This is a genomic window from Arthrobacter sp. Hiyo1 (assembly GCF_001263615.2).
GTDB lineage: Bacteria > Actinomycetota > Actinomycetes > Actinomycetales > Micrococcaceae > Arthrobacter.
This window is the reverse complement of sequence record NZ_DF952495.1, coordinates 1-3030: the sequence shown is the minus strand read 5'-3', so window position 1 is coordinate 3030 and position 3030 is coordinate 1. Positions and strand designations below refer to the sequence as shown.

General features: G+C 62.7%; 2 protein-coding genes. Both read right to left on the bottom strand.

All coding sequences use genetic code 11. The annotated features are described in order from the left end of the window. Nucleotides 1-399: 399 nt before the first annotated feature. Complete coding sequence (locus AHiyo1_RS23925; protein WP_059390278.1) at nucleotides 400-1848, bottom strand: DHA2 family efflux MFS transporter permease subunit; 1449 nt, start codon at nucleotides 1846-1848, stop codon at nucleotides 400-402. 138 nt (nucleotides 1849-1986) lie between these two features. Next, complete coding sequence (gene panC / locus AHiyo1_RS23920) at nucleotides 1987-2889, bottom strand: pantoate--beta-alanine ligase (RefSeq protein WP_059390277.1); 903 nt, start codon at nucleotides 2887-2889, stop codon at nucleotides 1987-1989. Nucleotides 2890-3030 lie beyond the last annotated feature (141 nt).

The following is a 3030-nucleotide window of genomic DNA, read 5'->3' as shown; positions in this document are numbered from 1 at the left end:
AGCAACTTTCCAAACTTACCAGACACGCCCTCTCCGCACAACTCCCGAATCCGGGAACCGCGTCGGACAAAACACCATCCGTGACACCCGGAAACCACACCGGAACGCAAGAAAGCGAACCAAGAATTTGGTTTCCATTTGAAAGGGGGTCGGTCGCAATTTTTCCGCATCAGCGGCGGCGACTCGATCTACTTTACACACCCCAAAGACCCCACGCAAATCACCCCCACAGCACCATCCTGCGCTTCAAAACCCGCTACAACACGGCAATTCCGCGCCCAGTGCCACCTGAGTGAAAGCCTTTAGGGCCGCCAGCCAAAAACATGCCGTGCGTCACAAACAAGCGGCGCGGTGCCGCCACCCAGCCGTGCAGCCACCCAGCCGCGCCGCCACCGAGAGTCAGTGCCCGGCTGCGCCCTCGGTTTTGCGCATCATGGTGGACAGCACTACGGCAACCACCGCAATCAAAGTGGCCGTCAGGAATGCGGCCTGCATCCCGGCAACAAAGCCGGACGCAGCCGAGACCACCGCGAAGATCGAAACCAGGAGCGCAGTCCCCGCGGCACCCGCCACCTGCTGCAGTGTGCTCATGATGGCCGAGCCGTGCGAATAGAGGTGCGGCGGAAGCGGGTTGAGGCCAGTGGTGAACGCCGGCGTGAACAGCAAAGCCAACCCCAGGCTAAGCACTGCGTAAAGGACCACGACCCACCACAGGGGGCTGCTCGCGTTGAGCATTGAGAACTGCCACAGCGTGAGCACCAGCAGGATGGAACCCGTGACAGTCAGTGGAAGCGGGCCTATCCTGTCGAACAATCTGCCGACCACCGGACCGAGCAGGCCCATCGCCAAGCCGCCCGGAAGGAGCGCAAGGCCGGTCTCCATTGGCTGCAGGTGGAGAACGTTTTGCAGGTAGAGCGGTAGCAGGATCACTCCGCCGAACAGGGCCATCATGGCAACCACCATGAGCAGGACCGAGACCGTGAACATGCGGAAGTTGAATGCCCTGAGGTCCAGCAGGGGCGCGTCGGACTTCTGCAATTTGAGCTGGCGGAAGACGAACGCCACCATGCACAGGACGCCGATCACGAGTGCAGCGATCGGAACGGCGGTTGCTCCGGAGTGGCCGCCGATCTGGCTCAGTCCATAGACCAGCCCGCCGAAGGCAGGAACGGTCAGGACCACCGAGACGAAGTCCAACCTGACGTTGCCGCGTTCACCGACGTTGGTCAGGAACTTGGCGCCAATGCCCATCGCCAACAAGGCCACCGGCAGTACGAAGACGAACATGAATCGCCACGAGAAGTGGTCAAGGATGATCCCGGAAACCGTGGGGCCCAAGGCCGGCGCAACCGAGATGGCAATGGTCACGTTGCCCATCACGGCACCGCGTCGGGACAGAGGCACCAAGGTCAAGATGGTCGTCATCAGCAGCGGCAGCATAATTGCCGTGCCGCCCGCTTGGACGATGCGCGCCAACAAGAGCACTCCAAAACCCGGGGCCAGTGCCGCGAGCAGGGTACCGCCGCTGAACAGTCCGATGGCCAGGAGGAACGCAGCTCGAGTGGTGAGCCTCTGGAGGATGAAGCCGGTGGTGGGGATGACCACGGCCATGGTCAGCATGAATCCAGTGGAGAGCCACTGGACAGTAGGCGCGTCGACATTGAGGTCCGTCATGAGCCGCTGCAAGGCGACGTTCATGATGGTCTCGTTGAGGATCACTACGAAGGTGGCCACAAGGAGCGTGACGATGACGGTGACAGACTCGCGCGACATCCTGTCGCTGGCTTGCTGTGTCCCTGTTTCCGGCATGGGGTTGCCGTGCGCGTCGGATGTGACGTCGGTAGACATGAGGATCCCTCAGCTTTGGGTGCGATGGTTTCCGGCGCTCGTCACCGGTGAAGATTGCAACAGTCTAAGCCTCAACGGCATTCCCGTCAGCAGCTTAATCCAAACGTTTGCGTACTGGCATCCGGAAGTTAAGAGACTTCAGGAACCCAGCGGCAGGTTGTCGATCAACCGCACGGGCCCGACCTTCGCCGCAATGATCGCAAGCCCTTCGCCCCGGAAGGGAGTTTCCTTGCAGTTTTCGGCGAGCGGTTCCAGCGTGCGGGGATCGACGACGTCGAAATAGTCCAGCTTCACGAGGGGCTGCGATTCAACGAGCGCGACGGCGGAGTCCAGCTCGAGCGGCTCGTTCGCCAGGGCACGGGACTCGAGCAGGCGGAGGGCGCGGGACAGAACCAGCGCCGCTTCCCGCTCTTCGTCGGAAAGGAAACGATTCCTGCTGGAAAGGGCCAGCCCGTCCGCGTCACGCACAGTAGGTACGGCCACGATGTCCACCGGAAAGCTGAGATCTGCCACCATCCGCTTCACGAGCGCCAACTGCTGGGCATCCTTCTGGCCGAAGTACGCGCGGTACGCGGCAGCACCGCCGTCGGCTGCTGGACCGCCCGGCAGTCCGTAGTGCAACAGTTTGGCGACCACCGTTAGGGCCCCGTCGAAGTGGCTGGGGCGCGAGGCGCCCTCCCATTTCTCGCCCAACGGTCCCGAAGTCACCCGGACCAGCGGCTCCCCACCGGGGTAAACCTCTTCTACGGAAGGGGCGAAGACGAGATCCACGCCCTCGGCGTCCAGGAGGGCCATATCGGCATCAAGCGTGCGCGGGTAGCGTTCGAGGTCCGCGGCCTCGCCGAATTGCAGAGGGTTCACGAAGATGGAGGCCACCACTACGTCGTTCTGTTCGACGGCGGTGCGGGCCAGCGTCGCGTGACCCGTGTGCAGCGCTCCCATCGTCGGGACGAGGCCCTGCGAGCTCCCGCGCTTTTCCGCGAGCAACCGCGCGCTTTCTGCCCGCAATTCCGCTGCAGTGGTCACAAGTTTGATGGCCATTCTCAGTTTCCTTCCTGCGTCCCGGCAGCGTCGTTGCCTGGACGGTCTTCACCGTTGTCCGGCGTACCCGAGGTGTCCAAGGCGTTGTTGATGTCGCCAAGCTGGCCCTCTTTGAGCAGTCCGCGATTGACAGCCCGGCGG